Annotated in this window: 19 protein-coding genes; 8 read left to right on the top strand and 11 right to left on the bottom strand. The window is 70.2% G+C overall.

All coding sequences use genetic code 11. The features are described from left to right. Positions 1–54 precede the first annotated feature (54 nt). From ABFT43_RS10605 to ABFT43_RS10560, 10 genes are all read right to left on the bottom strand, one after another. Positions 55–1887 (bottom strand): GAF domain-containing protein, encoded by a 1833-nt coding sequence (locus ABFT43_RS10605; RefSeq protein ID WP_347960313.1) that lies wholly within the window; start codon positions 1885–1887, stop codon positions 55–57. Between the two features lie 80 nt (positions 1888–1967). After that, a complete protein-coding gene (locus ABFT43_RS10600; RefSeq protein WP_347960312.1) occupies positions 1968–3239 on the bottom strand; it encodes a bifunctional 3,4-dihydroxy-2-butanone-4-phosphate synthase/GTP cyclohydrolase II in 1272 nt (423 codons plus the stop codon). After that, complete coding sequence (locus ABFT43_RS10595) at positions 3236–3688, bottom strand: flavin reductase family protein (RefSeq protein ID WP_457590139.1); 453 nt, start codon at positions 3686–3688, stop codon at positions 3236–3238. Before ABFT43_RS10595 ends, ABFT43_RS10600 begins: the two co-directional genes overlap by 4 nt. Positions 3689–3824: 136 nt before the next feature. Further along, on the bottom strand, positions 3825–4916 hold the full coding sequence (locus ABFT43_RS10590; protein ID WP_347960310.1) for an LLM class flavin-dependent oxidoreductase: 1092 nt from the start codon (positions 4914–4916) through the stop codon (positions 3825–3827). A gap of 80 nt (positions 4917–4996) precedes the next feature. Next, positions 4997–5419: a nuclear transport factor 2 family protein gene (locus tag ABFT43_RS10585; protein ID WP_347960309.1), complete on the bottom strand. Its 423-nt coding sequence runs from the start codon at positions 5417–5419 to the stop codon at positions 4997–4999. Between the two features lie 145 nt (positions 5420–5564). Further along, positions 5565–6290, bottom strand: a complete 726-nt coding sequence (locus ABFT43_RS10580) for an SDR family oxidoreductase (RefSeq protein WP_347960308.1) — start codon at positions 6288–6290, stop codon at positions 5565–5567. Next, positions 6287–7087 (bottom strand): alpha/beta fold hydrolase, encoded by an 801-nt coding sequence (locus ABFT43_RS10575; RefSeq protein WP_347960307.1) that lies wholly within the window; start codon positions 7085–7087, stop codon positions 6287–6289. The genes ABFT43_RS10580 and ABFT43_RS10575 overlap by 4 nt, the downstream gene beginning before the upstream one ends. Beyond that, positions 7068–8249, bottom strand: a complete 1182-nt coding sequence (locus ABFT43_RS10570; RefSeq protein ID WP_347960306.1) for an LLM class flavin-dependent oxidoreductase — start codon at positions 8247–8249, stop codon at positions 7068–7070. Before ABFT43_RS10570 ends, ABFT43_RS10575 begins: the two co-directional genes overlap by 20 nt. A 10-nt stretch (positions 8250–8259) precedes the next feature. After that, the gene (locus ABFT43_RS10565; RefSeq protein WP_347960305.1) at positions 8260–9921 is read right to left on the bottom strand and encodes a long-chain fatty acid--CoA ligase; all 1662 of its coding nucleotides are present in this window, start codon (positions 9919–9921) and stop codon (positions 8260–8262) included. Then, complete coding sequence (locus ABFT43_RS10560; protein WP_347960304.1) at positions 9918–10952, bottom strand: LLM class flavin-dependent oxidoreductase; 1035 nt, start codon at positions 10950–10952, stop codon at positions 9918–9920. Before ABFT43_RS10560 ends, ABFT43_RS10565 begins: the two co-directional genes overlap by 4 nt. A gap of 284 nt (positions 10953–11236) precedes the next feature. Here ABFT43_RS10560 and ABFT43_RS10555 point away from each other — a divergent pair, with 284 nt between their 5' ends. From ABFT43_RS10555 to ABFT43_RS10525, 7 genes are all read left to right on the top strand, one after another. Continuing rightward, a complete protein-coding gene (locus ABFT43_RS10555) occupies positions 11237–11620 on the top strand; it encodes a hypothetical protein (RefSeq protein WP_347960303.1) in 384 nt (127 codons plus the stop codon). 13 nt (positions 11621–11633) lie between these two features. Further along, the gene (locus ABFT43_RS10550) at positions 11634–12731 is read left to right on the top strand and encodes a hypothetical protein (protein ID WP_347960449.1); all 1098 of its coding nucleotides are present in this window, start codon (positions 11634–11636) and stop codon (positions 12729–12731) included. Then, positions 12728–12988, top strand: a complete 261-nt coding sequence (locus ABFT43_RS10545) for a hypothetical protein (RefSeq protein WP_347960302.1) — start codon at positions 12728–12730, stop codon at positions 12986–12988. The genes ABFT43_RS10550 and ABFT43_RS10545 overlap by 4 nt, the downstream gene beginning before the upstream one ends. Before the next feature lie 21 nt (positions 12989–13009). After that, positions 13010–13999: a dienelactone hydrolase family protein gene (locus ABFT43_RS10540; RefSeq protein ID WP_347960301.1), complete on the top strand. Its 990-nt coding sequence runs from the start codon at positions 13010–13012 to the stop codon at positions 13997–13999. A gap of 76 nt (positions 14000–14075) precedes the next feature. Further along, positions 14076–15938, top strand: a complete 1863-nt coding sequence (gene glmS / locus ABFT43_RS10535; protein ID WP_347960300.1) for a glutamine--fructose-6-phosphate transaminase (isomerizing) — start codon at positions 14076–14078, stop codon at positions 15936–15938. Between the two features lie 8 nt (positions 15939–15946). Next, positions 15947–17374 (top strand): NAD(P)H-hydrate dehydratase, encoded by a 1428-nt coding sequence (locus ABFT43_RS10530; RefSeq protein ID WP_347960299.1) that lies wholly within the window; start codon positions 15947–15949, stop codon positions 17372–17374. 91 nt (positions 17375–17465) lie between these two features. Further along, positions 17466–18827, top strand: coding sequence for an NtaA/DmoA family FMN-dependent monooxygenase (locus ABFT43_RS10525; protein WP_347960298.1), 1362 nt, complete (start codon positions 17466–17468; stop codon positions 18825–18827). Positions 18828–18876: 49 nt separating this feature from the next. On the opposite strand, the gene ABFT43_RS10520 is transcribed toward ABFT43_RS10525, so the two are convergent. Continuing rightward, on the bottom strand, positions 18877–19311 hold the full coding sequence (locus ABFT43_RS10520; protein ID WP_347960297.1) for a hypothetical protein: 435 nt from the start codon (positions 19309–19311) through the stop codon (positions 18877–18879). A gap of 190 nt (positions 19312–19501) precedes the next feature. Here ABFT43_RS10520 and alr point away from each other — a divergent pair, with 190 nt between their 5' ends. Further along, the gene (gene alr, locus ABFT43_RS10515) at positions 19502–20653 is read left to right on the top strand and encodes an alanine racemase (protein WP_347960296.1); all 1152 of its coding nucleotides are present in this window, start codon (positions 19502–19504) and stop codon (positions 20651–20653) included. The last annotated feature ends 4 nt before the right edge of the window (positions 20654–20657 follow it).

Genomic DNA, 20657 nt, shown 5'->3' with positions numbered 1-20657 from the left:
AGAACCGTGTTCCCCGCCGGGCTTTGGAGGAAACCACAACCGGCGCCGGGCACGTCACTGACCTGCGAGATCGAGCACCTGGAAGGCCATCTTCGCCGACAGCAGGCTGTCGAGGGACGTCGGATCCCGACGCGCGATCTCCTTGATCCGGCCCAGCCGGTAGCGAATGGTGTTCTCGTGCACCTCGAGCGCCGACGCGGTGGCCTGCACCTTGCCGTCGTTCGCCACGAACGCCCGCCAGGTGGCCAGCAGGGTGCCGTCGTCGTGGTCGCGCACCGGGGCGACGAAGGAGTGCGCGAAATGCAGCGCCTCCTTCACGTGGCCGCTCGACACCACGACCCGGAACAGGCCGAGCTCGTCGAGGGTCATCACCCGCTCGTCCCAGCCGAAGGACTTTGCCACCGAACCCATCTCGCGGAGATCGCGATGAGCATGCGGATAGTCGACGGGGGAGCGGCAGATGCCGGAGATGAGCGTGGCGCCCAGGGACAGCTGGTCGCTGAGCCGGTCGCGGATGGTCGCCACGTGGTCGCGCACCCGCGTGATCTCGTCGGGGTCGTCGGCCTCGAGCCGCACCATCACGATCACCGCGCCCGGCAAGCGGACCGCCGGGGGCGGCGAGATCGACATGACGTGCGCGAACGTGCGTGTGACGAGGGACTGGATGGCCGAGGCGGTGAGCCGGTCGGCGGCGTCGTCGACGGTGAACCGGACCAGGACATGGGGATTGGTGAGATCGATGCCGAACTGCGGACCGCGCCGGACGAGGTGTTCCTTGTCCCGGCTGTTGCGGAGCAGGTCCGACAGGTAGTCGTCACGGGCCTGGCCCTCGGTCTCGATCTGCCGCCGCTCGGAGAGCATCTGCAGCGCGAGGACGGTGGCGCCGCGTTCGGCGATGTTCGCGTCGAGCGGCTCCAGGCTGCGGCCGACCTCGACGATGCCGAGGAATCCGGCCGGTTTGCCCTCGATCACCATGCGGCACATGAGATGCCGGCGGCCGAGTCCGACGGCGAGCTGGGCCGGGACGATCGCCGACGGTGTCGTCGCGGACAGCTCCGACAGGGCCTGGCGCACCGACGCGGTGTTGCGGACCTTCTCGCTCATGACCGGTGGCGAGGTGAGCTTCAACGCCTCCGGTGCCGCCCATGCGAGCACGTCGAAGGAGTTGTTGTAGAGAACCACGGGCTTGGCCGACAACTCCGACAGCAGTTCGACGACCCGGTGGATGTTGGCACCCTCGAGCACCGCGTTGGTGAGTCGCTGGTGCACGTCGGCGAGATACGCGAGGGTCGCGTTGTTGCGGGCGATCTCGGCGGCCTGTCCGCGCAGGCGGGTGTTGAGCATGGCCTGGCTGATGAACAGCGCGGACAGCCGGGCGAACAACTCGGCGACCTCGATGTCCTCGGCGGAGAAGTGGTGTTCGCGACCGCGGCTGTCGACGAAGATCAGCCCGATGACGGTGTCGTCGAAGATCAGCGGGACGCCGAGCATGGCCCGCACGTCCCAGTGAGCCATGGTGCGCCGGTGGGGGCGCGGGTCGTTGAGGGCGTCGGCGATGACGACGGGTGCCTTGGTGTCGATGACCTCCTGGCTGAACCGGTCCCCGTCGAAGCCGGACACCTGGCGCTTGACCGCCTCGGTGATGTCGCCGGCCTCCTGGCAGAAGCCCGCCGCGCCGCGATAGGTGCCATTGGGGTGACGCAGGTACACCGAGCAGCGGGTCACCCCGAGCAGCGCGCAGAGCTTTTGGCCGACCAGGCTCAGCAGGTCCTCGAGCCGGGTGTCGGTGATCGCCTCGGTGGTGATCTCGGAGAACGCCGCGATGACGTCGCGCTCGCGGCCGGTGCTGCGCAGACGGGTGGAACCGGTGTCCACGACGGATGTCATCCGCACGGCCTCCTCATCACCAATTCCTCAGCACAATTAGGATTGGTGAAGGTCACGATACCAAGGAAGAGTGGTCGCGGTCACGCGCCTGTGCCCCCCAACAGGGTGCCCTCGCCGAGCACATGTCCCATCCGTTCCTTCTTGGTGCGCAGGTAGCGGACGTTGTGCGGCGTCGGGACGGTCGGCAGGGCCACCCGTCCCACGATCTCGAGGTCGTGGCCCCCGAGTCCGCCGTATTTGGCGGGATTGTTGGTGATGAGCCGGACCCGGCGGATGCCGAGATCCGCGAGGATCGCGGCGCCGGTGCCGTAGGTGCGGGAGTCGACGGGCAATCCGAGCGCGGTGTTGGCGTCGACGGTGTCGAGCCCCTGTTCCTGCAGGGCGTAGGCGCGGATCTTGTGGCCGAGGCCGATGCCGCGGCCCTCGTGGCCGCGCAGGTAGACGACCGCGCCGCAGCCCTCCTCGGCGATGGCGGCGAGCGCCTGCTCGAGCTGGGCGCCGCAGTCGCAGCGCAGGGAGCCGACGATGTCGCCGGTGAGGCATTCGCTGTGCACGCGCACCAGGGCGCCCCGTTCGGTCGCGCCGGCGGCGGCCACGTCGCCCATCACCAGCGCGAGGTGTTCGGTGTCGTCGATGTCGGAGCGGTAGGCGACCGCCCGGAAGTCGCCGAACAGGGTGGGCATCGCCGAGGACGCGATCTGGTGGACCAGGGATCCCGCCGCCTTGCGGTGGGCGACGAGGTCGGCGATGTGCAGGACCGGGAGTCCGTGCTGCTGCGCGAATCGCAGCAGATCGTCGTCGCGGCGCATCGTGCCGTCGTCGGAGATGATCTCGCCGATCACCCCGACCTCGCCGGCGCCGGCCATCGTGACCAGGTCGACGGCGGCCTCGGTGTGCCCTGCGCGGGTCAGGACGCCGCCGTCGCGGGCCTGCAGGGGGAAGACGTGCCCGGGACGACGCAGGTCGGAGGCCATGGTGCCCTCGGAGGCCAGCGCCCGGACGGTGAGGGCGCGGTCGTGCGCCGACACCCCGGTGCCGGCCTCGTGGTGGTCGACCGTCACCGTGAACGCCGTGCCGTGGACGTCCCGGTTGTCGGTGACCATCTGCGGGAGCTCGAGACGACGGGCGCGGTCGGCGGTCATCGGTGCGCAGATGATCCCGGTGGTGTGGCGGATCAGGAACGCCATCTGCTCGTCGGTGATCGTCGACGCCGAGCAGATCAGGTCGCCCTCGTTCTCGCGGTCGGCGTCGTCGACGACGACGACGAAGCCGCCGGCGGCGATGGCCGCGACCGCATGTGCGACGGCCTGCGACGAGGCCTCGGTGCCGATCGGGATGGGGGTGGTGTTCATGAGGCGACCTCGAGTGCTCGGTGGGTGCCGAACACCCGGTCGTGATAGGTCAGCGGGGGTGCGGGGGTCACGCCGGTCTCGACGATGTTGCCGAGGACGACGACGTGGTCGCCGCCGTCGACCAGCGTCTCGGTGGTGCACGCCAGCCAGCCGGCGGAACCGTGGATCCGCGGGACGCGGGCGGATTCGTGCCAGGAGACCCCGTGGAACTTGTCGGCGCCCTTGCGCGCGAAGCGCATCGCGATGTCCGCCTGGTCGTGGGCGAGGACGTTGACGCCGAACTCGCCGGTGCGGCGGATGATCCCGAGTAGGTCGGAGCCGCGGTCGAGGGAGACCAGGATCATCGGCGGTCCCATCGACAGCGAGGTGAAGGCGCTGACCGTGGTCCCGTGGGGACGTTCGTCGTCGAAGGCGGTGATGACGGCGACCGGGGTGCAGACGCGGGCCATCACCTCGCGGAACTCGGCGGCGATCTTCTCGGTCGTGGATTCGCTCACGGCTCCTCCTGGGGATGCGGGATGTGTGGAAACGCTGCGGCGCCGGGGAGGGGGAGCCGCCGGCGCCGCAGCGGTGTCACGGGACGGGTCAGACGGCCGCGGGGGTCTTGGACGTCATCTTGTGGAGCTCGGGAACGACCTTCTCGCCGAAGAGGGTCAGGCTCTTCTCGGCCTCGGCGAACGGGATGCCGCCGAACGAGAACGCAGCGTTGGCGATGAAGTCGCCGACCAACTCGCGGCGGGCCGCGTACTTCTCCACGCACTGTTCGGGCGTGCCGTAGATGTTCGCCTCGACGTAGGCGTCGGCGGCGGCCTCCATGCCGGCCTCGCGGATCATGTCCGCGCCCGCCTGGTAGGTCTCGTAGCCCTTGGTCTCGCGCCAGTGCTTGCCGGCGAAGTCGTAGTGCTTGATGACCGACAGGAAGTAGCGGTGGGTGTGCTCGTAGGCCAGACGGCGGGCCTCCTCCTCGTCTTCGTGGCAGATGACGAAGTCCTGGACCATCGGCGGCAGCGGTTCGCGGCCGTTGGCCTCGCGGAAGCGGTCGCGCCACTCGTTGATGGCCTCCGCGTGCTTGGCGAACTCGTACTGCACGAAGGTCATCATCTGGATGCCGAGGTCGGCGACGACCGGGATCGAGTCGGGCGACATGGCTGCACCGAAAAGGCGTCCCTCCCAGTTGATGTCGGGACTCGGCGCTGGGCGGATCGCGACCTCCTTCTGCGGGTAGAACGGGCCGTCGCCGGACACCACGCCGGTGCGGATGCCGCGCAGGACGATCTCGGCGGCCTCGTTGAAGCGGTCACGCGACTCGTCCATCGGGACGCCGAAGGCCTCGTACTCCATCTTCGCGAGGCCGCGGCCGAGGGCGAGAAGGAGGCGGCCGTCGGACATCTGGTCGAGCATGATCGCCTTCTCCACCACGCGCAGCGGATCGTTCCACGGCAGGATGGTGGCGCCGATGCCCAGCTTGACCCGGGAGGTCTTGCCGGCCAGGTAGGACAGGATGGCGAAGTTGTCCGGGCACATCGAGTAATCGTCGAAGTGGTGCTCGGCCGACCAGACCGAGTCGAAACCGACCTTCTCGGCGAGCACGCCGAGCGACAGGTCGTGCTTGAAGACCTGTTCGTCGCTCACGTTCTCGTGGTAGTTCTGGAAGACGAGCAGAACGCCGATGTCCATGTGATCAGCTCCTAACTGAAAGGGGTTGGGGTACCGAGGGGTTCGGTGGGAGGGATGGCGGGGGAGGGGATTTCGCGGCGTCAGCCGAGGAACACCGCACGGGTGTGTTCGGTGTCGAGGTATTCCTTGACCGCGTGGATCTTTCCGTCGCGGACGATGAAGACGAAGTGATAGAGGTTGTTGTAGACCGTGCCGTTGCTCATCTCGGAATACGACTCGGTCTCGACCGCCACCCGTTCGCCCTCGGCGGTGAATGCGAGCGGCTTGAGCGCGATCGCACCGGTCTTGGTGGTGGCGGACAGGCCCGAGAGCATGGCACCGAACTCCTCTTTGTTCTTGGTGCCGGAGATGCCCTCGATCGTTCCGCCGACCCACCAGGTGGCCGTCGGCGCCAGGTAGGACAGGATGGCGTCCACATCGCCGCGGGAGAACACCTCCATGAATTCCGCGACGAGGGCCTTGTTCTCCTGCTCCGTGCTGACGCTCGCTGTGCTCGTAGACACCGATTGCCTCCTTCTGGGGGATCCGAGATCGGGTGAGAAACTGTGTGCAACAACGAATCTATGAGCCAGTGTGGTCTGAGTCACCAAGTTGTTCGCGCGCTCTTGTGGGTTGTCACAACAGGTTCGGTTCATCCGGGAGGAGACGTCACCGGCCTCCGCCGCTGAAGGTGTTCATCAGCCCGCCGTCGACGGGCACGATGGCGCCGTACATGTACGTGGCCAGGGCCACGTCCACGACGACCTGCGCGATCTCCTCCGGCCGGCCGGTACGACCGGCCGGGATGGACGAGACGACGCGCGCCCGGGCCCGCTCGCTCAGGCCGGAGGTCATGTCGGTGTCCACAAAACCCGGGATGACCAGGTTCACCCGGATGTCGCGCGGGGCGAGCTCGGCGGCGAGCACCTGGGTCAGGCCGCTGAGACCGGCTTTCGCCGAGCCATAGGCGACGTCTCCGGGGAAGCCGCGGAATCCCACGACCGCACCGACATTCACGATCGACGAGCCGGGGGCGAGGATGGGCACGGTGGCCTTGCACATCTCGAACGCGCCGGTCAGATTGGTGGCCAACACCAGATCCCAGTCCGCACGGCTCAGATCTTCCACGCGTCCGCCCCGATGGACGCCCGCGACGTTGATCAGGCCGTCGACGGTGCCGTATTCCTCGGTGATCGTCGTCAGGGCCCGGGCCACCGAGGACGAGTCGGTGATGTCGGTCTTGAGCTCGAGCACCTGGGCCGGGCGGGTGAACGGGACGGTCGCCACGCCGCGGGCCAGCGAGACCACTAAATCGCCCCGCGCGGTGAGATTCTCGACCACCGCACGGCCGATGCCGCGGGACCCGCCGGTGACGATCCAGACCTTGGCGCTCATGACTTGCAGAATCCCGTCAGCTCGGCGAGGTAACGGTCCCGGTCCTCCAGGAACGGGGCGTGACCGCAGTTGTCGAACGGCACAAGCCGAGCGCGGGAGTTGAGGCCGAGGACGGCCTCGGCCCCGCCGAACGGCACGAACGCGTCGTCACGGCCGTGCAGCAGCAGAATCGGGATCTCCAGGCCGCTGATCTCCTTGCGCAGGTCGGTACGGGCGAGGTCGCGCAGCGAGTCGTCGCCGGCCGGGCCCATCTCCATGAACATCCCCCAGATCCAGTTCAGGACATCGTCGCTCGGCGGGGTGGCGCAGACCGCGGTGGCGACGGCGCGGAAGGTGTCGGCACGGTTGGCCGCGGCGCCGGCCAGCACACCCTCGACGTCCTCGGTGGTGCCGCCGTACGGCCAGTCGTCGGTGGCGGTGTAGCGGGGCGACGCACCGCCGGTCAGCACGAGACCGCCGGCCCGCGACCCCAGCGCGGCCGCGGCGGCGGTCGCCACGGCGCCGCCGAGCGACCATCCGTTGATCACCGGCGAGGACAGGTCCAGGTGATCGACCAGCTTGACGACATCGCCGGCGAGCGCGGCGATCGACACGTCCTCGAAGTCCTTGTCCGAGCGGCCGCATGCGCGCAGGTCGACGAGAACGACCTCGTGGCCGGCGGCCCTGAGCGCAGGGGCGGTGGTGTCCCAACAGCGGGTGTTGGCGCCCCATCCGTGGATCAGCACGATCGGCCGACCCTCACCACGGTGGTGTTCGAAGTAGATGCGACGATCGTTCTCAACCGCGAGATAGCTCATGGATTTCTCCTTCTTCGTGGGGGAATTCGATGGTGAAGACGTCGTCGCCGGCGACCGCCGGCTCCTCCTCGCGCAGGGCGCGGGGGACCAGTGGCGGCTCGTCGGCGAAGCGGGGGATGACATGTTCGGCGAGCAGTTCCATCGACCTCACGACGTGCTCGTGGGGCATGCCGCCGAACCGCATCCAGCAGATGAGATGATCGAGGCCCGTTTCCTCGCGGAGGATCTCGATCTCGCGGATGAGGCCGTCCGGGTCGCCGACGTAGCAGACGCCGCCCTCCCGCAGTCCGGTCAGAGACATCGCGCCCTCGGCGGCCGCCTCGGCCAGCGCCGCGTAGCGCTCGTATCCGGCGGGGGTCGAATCCCCCTGCGGCACCGCGGACATGACGTTGTCGAAGTACCACTCGAGGCAGGGTCGGGCCGCGGAGATCGCCTGCACGTCGTCGTCGGCCAGGTGGATCTGCCAGTTCATCGGGAAGTCCAGGGTCAGCGGATCCCGGCCGCGATGGATCAGCGTGCGCTTGGCGTTCACGACGAAGCCGTTCAGTTCGGGCAGCGTCATGAGCGTCGGCGTCACCAGCATGTCGTGACCGTGGTCGGCGACCAGGTCGAACGTCTCGGGGCTGATCGAGGCGACGTAGATCGGCGGGGTCGGCTTCTGGATCGGGGTGGGTCGGCAGTCGACCGCGTCGATGTGGAAGTGCTTGCCGTGGAACGTGTACGGCTCACCGACGGCCTTGGTCCACAGGCCCGTCACGATCTGGAAGGCCTCGTCGAAGACCTCGCGGCTGACGTCCTGCTTGTCCGCGACGCCCATGGCGCGGAACTCGTGCGGCTGGTACCCGCGTCCAACTCCGAAGTCGAGTCGGCCGCCGGAGATCACGTCGACCATGGCGTAGTCCTCGGCGATCCGGACCGGCCAGGCCAGGGTGAGGTTGCTGACCGCGATCCCGATCCGGATCCGGGACGTCCGGGCTGCGATGGCCGCCGCCGCGACCTGCGGCGACGGCATCGAGCCGTAGGCGCTGCCGTGGTGTTCGGCGAGCCACACCCCGTGGAAACCGAGTTCCTCGGCGATCTCGACCTGCGAGAGCATCTCCTCGTAGGCCCGCCGGAAGTCCCGGTCCGGACTCTCCAACACGTAGAACAGGCTGAATCTCACACTGCTGACGTTAGGAATCGCGGTGCGGAACCGGAACGGGAGAATCTCCGGCCGTTGTGGGTTCCCACAAGTCGGGTGTTCCCGCGGCCTGTTCGCGCAGCCGCCGTTTGTCGAGTTTTCCGACGCTGGTGCGCGGCAGCTCGTCCACGGCGACGATCTTCTCGGGCACCCACCAGCGCGGAACACGTTCGGCGAGATCCGCTCTCACCTCGTCGACGTCGATGTCGGCGTCGCCGACCACATACGCGACGGGCCGCTCCTGCCAGCGCGGATGGGGCACGGACACCACCGCGGCCTCGTGCACGGCCGGATGCTCGAGGAGCGCCTCCTCCAGGGCGACGGAGCTGATCCATTCGCCCCCGGACTTGATGAGATCCTTGGTGCGGTCGACGATCGTCAGGTACCCGTGCTCGTCGATGACGCCGATGTCGCCGGTGCGCAACCAGCCGTCGGCGAACCTGTCGGGGTGATCGGCGTTGTAGTACCCGGTCGCCACCCAGGGGCCGCGGATCAGGATCTCGCCGCGGCTGATCCCGTCGTGCGGCATGACGTTGCCCTCGTCGTCGACCAGTTTCCACTGCAGGCCCGGCAACAGGCGGCCCTGCTTGCGGATCATCTCCCAGCGGCGTTGCGGGTCACCATCCACGGAGGCCGGCGGCCGGGAGAAGGTCGCCATCGGGGAGATCTCGGTCATGCCCCACCCCTGGAAGACCGGGACACCGAGTTCCTCCAGGTCACGGATGAGGGAGATGGCCGGGGTGGAACCGCCGAGGACGAGGGCGCGCAGGCTGCTCAGGTCGGTGCCCGCGGTGCGGACGTGGGCGAGCAGATCGACGGCCACGGTCGGGACCATGCCGGTGTAGGTGACCCGCTCCTTCGCGATGAGGGACGCGATCTGGGCCGGCGTCGGGTGCGGGCCGGGCAGGATCTGCGACGCCCCGGTCATCAACGCCGCGAACGGAACGCCCCAGGCGTTGGCGTGGAACATCGGCACCACGAGCAGCGCGCGGTCGCGTTCGCAGATCGCGTGTCCGTCGGCGAGGCAGGCCGCCATCGTGTGCAGGTACAGCGATTTGTGGGAATACCCAACGCCCTTCGGGGCGCCGGTCGTGCCCGAGGTGTAACACAGGACCGCGAGGTCGGTGTCCTCGCGCGCGATCGGTTCGGGCAGCGACGGCGCGCCGTCGATCATCGAATCCAGGGTGGGGGCGCCGAGGGGGACCGCGGCGCCGGTGCCCTCCGGGTCGATCGGCACGACCGGCATGTCGGGCCGCCGTTCGGTTGCGACCGACAGCAGGTGCTCCAGCGACGGGTCGGCGAAGATCATCGAGTCATCGGCGTGGTCGACGATGTAGGCGATCTCCTCGGGTGACAGACGGATGTTGATGGTGTGCAACACCGCACCGGCCAGCGGCACGGCGAGGTACAGCTCCAGGTGGCGTCGGTGGTTCCACGCCAGCGTGCCGACCCGGTCGCCCGGCCGCACGCCCGCGTCGATCAGTGCCGAGGCCAGTCGCAGCACCCGGTCGGCGTAGTCGCGATAGGTGTACCGGAACACCTCCACGCCGTCGACATGGTCGACGATCTCCTTGTCGCCGAACATGTCCCGTGCGCGGAACAAGAAATCGGTGATCAGCAGCGGGTGTGCGGCGGGCGAGGGGGAGTTGTTCATGCAGGGACCTCCACGGACTCCTTTGCGGCCAATCGGGCCCGCACCCGGGGCGCAACCTTCGTGGCCAGCAATTCGATTCGGGCGCTGCCGCTCTCGACCGATTCGCCGGGGAGTTGCGCCCAGAAGTGCACGTCCTCGATCTGCGGGGTGTTCCGCAGCAGCGCGGTCAGCTCGTCGACGGCGGTCGCCGGGTCCCACAGGGTGAACGACCCGGCGTCGATCAGCTGACCGGGCTCGGTGAACGACGGGACGTCGCCGAAGGCGCCCATCTCGATGTATTTGTTGATCTGGTACAGCGCGTGCTTGCCGATCCGGGCCCACTCGCGCTCCGGGTCCTCTGCGATGATGGTCCACTGGCCGGCGAAGATGCGGCCCTCCGAGCGGGAACGCCCGAGCCGTTCGAGTGCGTCGAGATACGACGCGTGGTGGGCGTTCTGGGTGGACAGGAAGCCGTCGCCGATGCGCGCAGCCCGTTCGATCGCGGGATCGGCCATCGCGCCGACGAGGATGTCCGGGGTGACCTCCGGGGTCGGGGTCACCGGCATCGCCGGCTTGCGCAACCGCTTCCCGTCGAACGGGTCGGCCGACCCGGACCAGCAGCGCCGCACGATCTCCACGCCCTCCTCGAGGAGGCTGGGTCGATTGACCAGGCGGCGGTCGAAGGCGGCGAACTCCGGCTCCCAGTAGCCCTGCCCGACGCCGAGCGAGAACCGGCCGCCGGTGAGCAGCGAGAGGGTGGCCGCGTCCTCGGCCAGCCGGATCGGATTGTGCAGCGGGGACACCACGAGATTGGTGCCGATGCGCATCTTCGTCGTGCGGTCGCCGATCGCCGACGCCAGCAGGAACGGAGAAGGGGTGTAGCCGTCGTCCATGAAGTGGTGCTCGGTCAGCCAGACCGAGTCGATGCCGATCGTCTCCGCCCACGCGATCTGGTCGAGGGTGGCGCGGTAGAAGTCCCCGAAACCGCGGCCGCTACCGGCCGGGTTGCGGAAGTCGTACCAGAGCCCGAAGCTCACGTTCGACGCGTTCATGTGCAGATCCTCTCGCCGACAGTGTGGTCGGAGTCACTTTCCGTGATTGTCGTGGGACCTCGGAAGAGGCGGGCGCGGGGGTGTTGTCGGAAATCCCAACGGCGCGCGGTCGCGGTGTCGGGAGACGCGGTCGACGATCGGACCCGGCGGAGCGGGGAGCCGGGCGTCCGGGTGTCACGGCGTCCGGGTGTCGCGGCGTCCGGCCGCGGTGGATGGTTTCCGGTGCGGTCCGCGGGGGCTCGGTACGATGCGCGATGACCTGAAGGGGGTGGCAGGTGGGCGGGGTGGCCGAACACCGGGCGTTCGAGCCCGGCTCGCGACGTGTCTCGATGGACACCGATCAGGTGTCGGCCGTGGCGTCGTTCTATCGGCGTTCGGCGCTCGTGGTGAACGCGGTGGCCGACGACCTCGCCGCCCACGATTTCGGCCGGTGGGCCCACCCCGACGCCACCCCGGCCGCCGGCTCGCCCTCCGAGGCAGACGAGACGCTGTCCCGGCTGGCCGGCGCCTACGCCGAGATGAGCGCAACCCTGTCCCGGCGCCTGCGTGCCCAGTCCCGTGCGGCCGACCTCCTGGCAGCACGTCTCCGCGAGGCGGCGGAGATCATGTCCGCCGGCGACGCCGAGGCCGCTGCCGGGGTGTCGCGGGCCGTGCCGGAGTCGAGGTGAGAGGACGGTGGCGATGAGGCGGGGCGGGGATTCGCTGTCGATCTTGCGGCAGGACGCGCACGCCGGGGTGGAGGCGTTCGTCGAACTGCTCGGCGCCGGTCGCCTGATGGGTCTGCCCGGTCCGGCGGAGGAGACGATCCGGGCGGGCCTGCGGACCGTCGACTCGTTCGACATCGCGGCGCTCTCGGCCGACAGCCGGGCACTCGTCGCCGCCCATCGTGCGGTCTCCGGGCAGCTGCATCACCTCCCCGAGCAGCGCGTCCGGCTCGACGACGGCTGGCACAGCGGGTCCGCCGCCCTCGCGATCGACGCGGTCATCGACCACCAGCGACGCGCGGAATCCGACCTGTACGTGTTGCACAAGCTCGCCGACGCGACATCCGCGGCGGCGTCGGGCATCGACCGCCTGCTGCGGTCGTTCTATCTGGCCGTCTCCCGGCTGGGGACGCCGATCGTCGCGGACACGCCCCCGGCCGAGCTGCCCGAGGCGGTGCTGTCCGGGAGGGTCCCGCCCGGCGTCGTCGCGGAGGATCTCCGGTCGCGGGTGGAGCTGCTCACGACCTGTGTCGAGGCGACGGTGCGCGGGATCGGCGGCATCCTCGCGATCCTGAACCGGTCGCTCGACGGGATCGACCACGAGGAGTACCCCGAGTGTCCGGTGCTCCACGGAAGCGGTGCGTCCGGCCGCGCGGGCGACCCTGCGCATCAATCGTTCTCGGCGCCCGGGTCCGAGGCGGCGCACCCGGCGGCGCACGCGGACCCGGCGGATGTGGAAACCCCCGGTGCGGACGGCATCTCCGCGGCGGACGCGACCTCCGGTGCCGAGGACGTGCCGTTCCGGCTCGGGGGAGCGGCCGCGGCTCACGACGAGCCGGCCGTCCCGCCGATCGACACCGTGGTGAGCGAATCGTCGGTGGCCGACACCGTGGTGGAGGTTCCCGACGCCGAGACGATCGCCGCGGTGACCGGGGCCGGTGCGCAGATCGACGTCCCGGGCGACCCGCCGCGCTCGGACCGGGGCCGTGCGGCGCCGACGACGTCCACCACCGAGGACCCCTCACCAAGAGCGGACCCCTCCGACGGTGACCTGGCGCTGGCGGGTGATCAGTGAATCTCGCGGACCAGATCGAAGCACTCGCGCGCTCGGCCACCGCGCAGGTCGCCGACGCCTCACACCGGTTCACCGCCGCACAGCGCGACCTCGCGCAGGCGATGGCCGATCACCGCCGCACCATGCTGCGCTCGCGGACGGAGATGCTCCGCGAGGAGCTCGAACACGACGCCGACGCCGCCGGCACGGTGCCGAGCATCATGCTGCCCGCCGACATCGCCGACGCGAGTCCGCATCTGCCGCCACCCGAGCGGTAGGCACCGCCTAGGCTGTCTGCTGTGCCAGGCAAGAAGCGTTCGAAACCGTCGAAACCGCCCGAGAAGCTGATGGTCGAGCTCGGCCGTCGTGGCCCGAATCGCGTCCTGCGCGGCGACCTCGGGATCGTCGGAACGCGCGGGGAGGTGTTCACCCCGGCGTCGGGAGAACGGCTGCCCGCCATCGCGTTCGGCCACGGCTGGCTGACCTCGACCGCCCGCTACCGCGACCTGTGTCAGCACCTCGCCTCCTGGGGCATCGTGGTGGCCGTCCCCGCCGGCCAGAACGGGGTGTTCGCCTCGGACGACGCGATGGCGGCGCAACTGCGCTCGGCGCTGTCGATCGTCTCCCGGGTCCGGCTCGGTTTCCGCGAGATCACCGTCGACCCGGCCCGCATCGGGCTCGCCGGGCACGGTTTCGGCGCATCGTCGGCCGTGCTCGCCGCCTCCGACGGGGTGCTGCACGAGCAGCCACAACCCGCGGTGCGCGGGGTCGCCGCGGTGTTCCCGGCGCCCACCACGCCGGCCCTGCTGCCCGCGGCGCGGCGCCTGACCGTACCGGGACTGATCGTCTCCTCGATCGGGGAACTCGACACCGTCGACGGTAACGCGCTGCCGCTCGCGCGGGCCTGGGGCGCCGACCACGAGGGTTCCGACGCGCCGCGCGCGGTCCTACGGACCCCGCCGGGCGCCACGTCGAAGGGACTCCTCGAACACCGGGGCCTCGGCTCGCTGTGGGGGAGCAACGGCGCCGACAAGAAGACGCACACCGCGGTGCGCGCGCTGCTCACCGGGTTCTTCCTCCACACCCTCAACGACGACCCGGAGTACCGGGCCTTCGCCGACCCGGAGATCGTCCTGGGCAAGGTCCCGCCGGTCGACCCGGACAACCCGCCGGAGGCCCAGGACCGGATCGCGAAGCTGCTCGGCGCGAAGGACCGCAAGCGTCGCCGGGCGGGCTCGCCGGTGCCCTCCGGTGCCCCGAACGCGGTGGTCCCCGACACCATCGAATGAGGTCCGCGACAGCGGACACGTCGACGGCCGTGAGCGGGCGCGTCGTCCGGTTCGCACGCAGGTACGCTGACTGACTATGTGTGGAATCGTGGGATACGTGGGGCGCCGCGATGCCCTGGACATCGTCGTCGAGGCATTGCGACGGATGGAGTACCGCGGGTACGACTCGGCAGGGGTCGCGATTCTCGACGGTGCGGGAAACACCGCGATCCAGAAGAAGGCTCTCCGCATGGAGAACCTCGAGAAGCAGATCGCAACGGTCGGGCGCGAGGCGCTGTCGGGCACCACGGGCATGGGGCACACGCGCTGGGCCACCCACGGCAAGCCGACGGACAAGAACGCCCACCCGCACGCCAGCAGCGACGGCAAGATCGCGGTCGTCCACAACGGCATCATCGAGAACTACGCCGAGCTGCGCGCGGAGCTCGAGGAGGACGGCGTCGAGTTCGGCTCCGAGACCGACACCGAGACCGCGGTCCACCTCGTGTCGAAGTACTACGCGCTCGGCCCGACCGCCGGTGACTTCGTGGGCAGCGCCTACGCCGCGCTGCGCCGCCTCGAGGGAGCGTTCACGCTGGTCTTCACCCACGCCGACCACCCGGACACCATCGTCGCCGCCCGCCGGTCGACGCCGCTGGTCGTGGGCGTCGGGCAGGAGGAGATGTTCGTCGCATCCGACGTGACGGCCTTCATCGAGCACACCCGTGAGGCGGTGGAACTCGGTCAGGACGAGGTCGTCGTCATCACCGCCGACTCGTACACGATCACCGACTTCGACCGGAACGAGCGCCCCGGCAAGCCGTTCCACATCGACTGGGATCTCGCGGCCGCCGAGAAGGGCGGCTACGACTTCTTCATGCTCAAGGAGATCGCCGAGCAGCCGCGCGCGATCGCCGACACCCTGCTGGGCCACCTGCAGGACGGTCGAATCGTCCTCGACGAGCAGCGCCTGACCGACGACGACCTCCGCGACGTCGACAAGGTGTTCGTCGTCGCCTGTGGTACCGCCTACCACGCCGGTCTCCTCGCCAAGTACGCGATCGAGCACTGGACGCGCCTGCCGGTCGAGATCGAGCTGGCCAGCGAGTTCCGCTACCGCGACCCGGTCCTGGACCGTTCGACGCTGGTGCTGGCCATCTCCCAGTCGGGTGAGACCGCCGACACCCTCGAGGCCGTCCGCCACGCCAAGGATCAGAAGGCGCGCGTGCTCGCGATCTGCAACACCAACGGCGCGCAGATCCCGCGCGAATCCGACGCGGTGCTCTACACCCACGCCGGGCCGGAGATCGGCGTCGCGTCGACCAAGTGCTTCCTCGCGCAGATCGTCGCCGCCTACCTGGTGGGCCTGGCGCTCGCGCAGGCCCGCGGCACCAAGTACTCCGACGAGGTCGTGCGCGAGTTCGAGGCCATCGAGAGAATGGCCGACTCGGTCGCCGAGGTCCTCGAGACCATGGGGCCGGTGCGCGAACTCGCCCGCTCGCTGGCGCAGCACAACACCGTCCTGTTCATCGGCCGCCACGTCGGCTACCCGGTGGCGCTCGAGGGTGCGCTCAAGCTCAAGGAGTTGGCATACATGCACGCCGAGGGTTTCGCCGCCGGCGAGCTCAAGCACGGGCCGATCGCGCTCATCGAGGACGGGCTGCCGGTCATCACCGTCATGCCCTCCCCGGACGGCCGTGCGGTGCTGCACTCGAAGATGGTCAGCAACATCCGGGAGATCCAGGCCCGCGGCGCCCGCACGATCGTGATCGCCGAGTCCGACGACGACGCCGCACGTGCCGTCGCCGACGACTTCATCCCGATCCCGAAGACCCCGACCCTGCTGCAGCCGCTGGTGTCCACAGTGCCGTTGCAGGTGTTCGCGGCCAGCGTGGCGCAGGCCCGCGGTTACGACGTCGACAAGCCCCGCAACCTTGCCAAGTCGGTGACCGTCGAGTAGGGAGTCCCATGCCGACGCAGTACCTGACCGCCGACGAGGTCCGCGCAGCCGAACGGGCGTCGGGTGATCTGCTGGCCGACGGGACGCTGATGCGGCGCGCGTCGCACGGTGTCGCGCAGGCCGTCGCCGCCGAACTCGCACGGACCGGCGGCGTCTACGGACGACGTGTGGGCGTGGTCGTCGGGGCCGGCGACAACGGCGGGGACGCGCTGTTCGCCGGGGCCGAACTCGCCCGGCGCGGGGTCGCCGCCCACGCGGTGCTGCTCGCCCCGGACAAGGCACACCCCGCCGGACTGCGCGCGTTCCGGGCCGCCGGCGGCCACGTGGACGACGGGCTGCCCGCCGGCCTCGACATCGTCATCGACGGTGTCGTCGGGATCGGGGGCAGGGGACCGCTGCGGCCCGGCGCGGCCGCGGTGTTCGCGCGGCTCGACCCCGACACCACGGTGGTCGCCGTCGACCTTCCGTCCGGGGTGGACTGCGACACCGGTGAGGTCCATGACCCGTCGGTGCGCGCCGACATCACCGTCACGTTCGGGCATCCGCGGCGCGTCCACCTGCTCGCGGCTCCGCGCTGCGGGCGGGTCACCGTCGTCGACATCGGCATCCCCGACCCGGCCGAACGCGTTGTGCCGCGGCTCTTCTCGTATTCTGACGACGAGATCGACTGGCCGACACCGGGTCCCGCCGACGACAAGTACACGCAGGGCGTGGTCGGCATCATCGCCGGATCGCACCGGTATCCCGGCGCCGCGATCCTGGCGTCGGGGGCGGCGGTCGCCGCGACCTCGGGCATGACCCGCTACGTCGGATCGGCGCACGCCGAGGTGGTCTCGCATTTCCCGGAGGTCGTCGCCGTCCCGGATCTCGCCGAGGCCGGGCGGGTGCAGGCCTGGACGGTCGGGCCCGGCATGGGCACCGACGACGCCGCGGAGGCGACGCTGCGCGCCGTGCTCGACTCCGACCTGCCGGTGCTCGTCGACGCCGACGCGCTCACCATCGTCGCCCGCCGGCCCGAGCTGGTCGCCGGGCGCGAAGCGCCGACCCTGCTGACCCCGCACGCGGGGGAGTTCGCCCGGCTGACCGGCGCCGAGGTCACCGCCGACCGGCTGTCCGCCGTCGCCGGCCTCGCCGCGAAATGGAATGTCACGGTGTTGCTCAAGGGGCGCATCACGCTGATCGCCGATCCGTCCGGAACGGTCGCCGGAAACGATGCGGGCTCGTCGTGGGCGGCCACGGCCGGAGCCGGTGACGTGCTCTCCGGCATCGCCGGCTCGCTGCTCGCGGCGGGGCTCCCGCCTCAGCGGGCCGGTGCGTACGCGGCCCGCGTCCACGCGCGCGCCGCGGCACTGGCGAGCCGGGGGGCGCCGATCGGGGCCTCGAATCTGCTTGCTGCGGTTTCTGATTCGATTCGCCGACTCCGGTCGTCGACGTAGCGACGGCATCGTGCGTTTCGCACGGACGTAATCGTCGCGAAACACCTGCGCGGCATAGTGTCGCTCGTCGGATCGGCGAGGGAGTACGTACATGACGCAGCGGTGGCGGATCGGGATGTTCCAGTGCGCGGGCCTGATGGGCTCCTGGAAGCTGCCGGACAACACGTCCACGGACTTCCTCGATCTCGGACACTGGCTGGAGATGGCGCGGCGCTGCGACCGGGCCGGCGTGGACTTCCTGTTCTTCGCCGACGACTACGGGTACCCCGTCCTGTCCGGCGGCATCCCGCCTGCCGCGCTGCGCGGCGCCATCCAGTTCCCCAAGGCCGACCCGACCATGCTGCTCTCGGCGCTGGCGGCGGTCACCGACCGGCTCGGACTGGTCACGACCCTGTCGACCCAGGTGGAGGCTCCGCCGATGGTCGCACGCAAGATGGCCACCCTCGACCATCTGACCCGCGGGCGCATCGGATGGAACGTGGTCACCGGCGCCGGGCAGAACGCCTCGGCGCGGCTGTTCGGCAGGCCGCTCGTCGAGCACGACCTCCGATACGAGATCGCCGCCGACCACGTGGATCTCTGTCTCAAGCTGTGGGAAGGATGCTGGGACGAGAGCGGCTACGTCGTCGACCGCGCCGCCGGGATCTACGCGGATCCGGAACACGTCCGCGAGATCGAGCACCGCGGACCGCATTTCGCCGCGAACGGGATCCTGACGGTGCCGCCCGGGCCGCAACGCACCCCGGTGCTCTTCCAGGCGGGTGCGTCGGCCCCGGGCCGGGATCTCGCGGCACGTTACGCCGAGGCGGTCTTCCTCTCCGCCGAACCGGAGGCACTCAGATCCCAGATCGCCGACATCCGCCGGCGCGCCGAGGATCACGGGCGTGATCCCGCCGGGATCCGTTGCCTCGTCGCGGGCACGTTCATCGTCGCCGAGACCGAGACCGCGGCACGTCGGATCCGGGAGCGCACCCTCGCCACCCGAACACTCGCCGACGCCGCCGTGGCATACGCCTTCTTCACCGGCCTCGATCTCACCACGATGGACCCGGACAAGCCCCTGGATCCGGCTGCCGCGCAGACCCAGACCGGCCGGACCAATGTCGAGCGATTCCTCGGCCCCGGTGCGCCGACGGTGCGTCAGATCCTCGAGGAGTTCCAGGCCAACAGCGTCATGGGCACCCCGTTCATCGGTGATCCGCAGCAGGTCGTCGACGCCGCCGAGGAGACGATCGAGTTCACCGGGGCCGACGGCTTCCTGGTACAGCCCGACCACACCGGCACGTTCGACAGCTTCCTCGACCTGGTGATGCCGGAGCTCACGGCGCGGGGGCACATCGGCGCCGCGCCAGAGGCGGGCACGCTGCGCGAGCGACTCGGTGGCGCCGGTCCTCATCTGGCCGCCACCCACCCGGGCGCCGCCTACCGCCGGGACAGCGCCGAACTCGTCTGACGGTCTCGGTTCGACGCGGCACGGCGGTTCGGCGGGTCGCGGCGGTCGGTCAGAGGACCAGCAGCACCGGCCAGAGGCAGGCCGCCACGCTGATCGCGGTGGCGAGGGTCAGCGCGACGAGGTCCAGGACCGGGCCGGCCCGGCGAGTCGATCCGTCCCGCCGGCGCCGGAGGAACGAGACGACCAGGCAGACCGCGGCGGCCACGGTCGCGGTGACGCCCACCAGGTAGAGGACGATGGCGGCGACGAGACACGCGGTGGCGGCGTCGGTGTCCTCGGCCAGCAGGGCCAGGACGGTCACGAATGCGCAGACCGCGCTCGCCACCAGCGACAACCACGCGATCACGTCGGATGCCCACGCCAACAGCGAGAAGCGGAGACCGGACCTCGGCTTCCCGGTGTCCACGACGTGCTGCAGGGCGGTGTCCACCGGGGTGAAGTCGTCCGCGAATCCGGGGCGGGGTGGCGCGGGATCGTGGGTCATGGCGGGATTCATGATGTCGGATGCCTCGGCTCTCGGAGGGTGGCAGGGTCGGGTTTCATCCAACCGGGCCGCCGGGCGGGGCGCATCGGTGTGATTACTCATGTCCGGACACGCGAAACCGCCTGGTCACCGCCGCCCGTGGTCGAGTGTGAGCCAATTCGCTCACGCCGATCTGGGAGAATGGTCGGCGATGACCTCACCTGCGCTCACCGCGACCGTCGATCTCGGCGCGATCGCCCACAACCTCGACGTCCTGCGGGACGCCTCCGACGCCGCCGTGATGGCGGTCGTGAAGGCCGACGCCTACGGCCATGGAGCCGTGCCGGTGGCCCGGGCCGCCCTCGCGGCGGGTGCGGCGGAGCTGGGCGTGGCGCACATCACCGAGGCCCTCGCGCTCCGCGCCGCCGGCATCGACGCGCCGATCACCGCCTGGTTGCACACGCCGGGTGCGGACTTCGGCGCCGCGGTCGCGCAGAACATCGAGGTCGCGCTGTCGTCGTCCGCACAGCTCGACGCCGTCGTGGCCGCCGCGCGCCGCTCGGGCGTGCAGGCGAGTGTGACGGTGAAGGTCGACACCGGCCTCAACCGCAGCGGCGTCGCGGTCGATGAGTGGGACGACTTCGCCGAGAAGATCGCCAAGGTGCACGCCGAGGGCGTGGTGGTGCTGCGCGGCGTGATGTGCCACCTCGCGCGCGGCGACGAACCCGACCATCCGCTCAACAGCGAGCAGGCCGCCCGCCTCGACGCCGCGGTGGCCGACCTCACCCGCCTGGGGGCGGCGCCCGAGGTGGTGCACATGGCGAACTCGCCTGCGGCGCTGACCCGTCCCGACCTGGCCCGGGACATGATCCGGCCCGGCATCGCGATGTACGGACGCACGCCGGTGCCCGAGCGCGGCGACTTCGGGCTCGTCCCGGCCATGACTCTGTCGGCGCGTGTGGCGCTGGTCAAGAACGTGGCGGCGGGGCAAGGGGTCTCCTACAGTCAGACCTGGATCGCCCCCCGCGACACCGTCGTCGCGGTGGTGCCCGCCGGATACGCCGACGGCGTGCCGCGGCTGCTGTCGGGCCGGTTGCGGGTCCGCATCGGTGAGCGTCTCTTCGACAGCATCGGCCGGATCTGCATGGACCAGCTGGTCATCGATCTGGGGCCCGATGGCGGCGGGGTGAGCGAGGGGGACGAGGTCGAGCTGTTCGGCACCGGCCGGCACGGCGGCCCGACCGCCAAGGACTGGGCGGATGCGATCGGCACCATCGACTACGAGATCGTCTCCCAGATCGGCAACCGCGTCGTGCGGCAGTACGTGAACGCACCGACGCCCGACGACGCGGCGGGACGGTGAACCA

It is taken from the genome of Gordonia aurantiaca (assembly GCF_039939235.1).
Classification (GTDB): domain Bacteria; phylum Actinomycetota; class Actinomycetes; order Mycobacteriales; family Mycobacteriaceae; genus Gordonia.
Note: the sequence above shows the minus strand (reverse complement) of the source record. Positions and strands in the feature narration are given on the sequence as shown.